The following is a 262-nucleotide window of genomic DNA, read 5'->3' as shown; positions in this document are numbered from 1 at the left end:
GGTACGCACCCAACGTAGCGTTTGTAAGAAGTCTTGTTGTAAGAAGCCCTCACTACGCGCGTACCATAAACCTTCGGTCATGGAAGCATGCGCTTGGAAGATACCGATGGGTAGCAAGCTGGTCGCAATCATCAATACCAAGCCTATATTTAATGCCCAAAAGCCAGTTTTGATGAGCTTTTCACTAAAAATATAGTCTGGACGAATATATCGCATTACCAGTAATACAAAACCAATCGCTAAAAATCCATATACCCCGAAC

General features: G+C 43.1%; 1 pseudogene. It reads right to left on the bottom strand.

Annotated elements, in window-relative coordinates:
* A pseudogene (locus tag AAEY78_RS13660) lies at nucleotides 1–262 on the bottom strand (nitric-oxide reductase large subunit); the annotation flags it as partial.

The sequence above is a fragment of the Psychrobacter sp. 16-MNA-CIBAN-0192 genome, assembly GCF_040309565.1.
Lineage (GTDB): Bacteria > Pseudomonadota > Gammaproteobacteria > Pseudomonadales > Moraxellaceae > Psychrobacter.
Note: the sequence above shows the minus strand (reverse complement) of the source record. Positions and strands in the feature narration are given on the sequence as shown.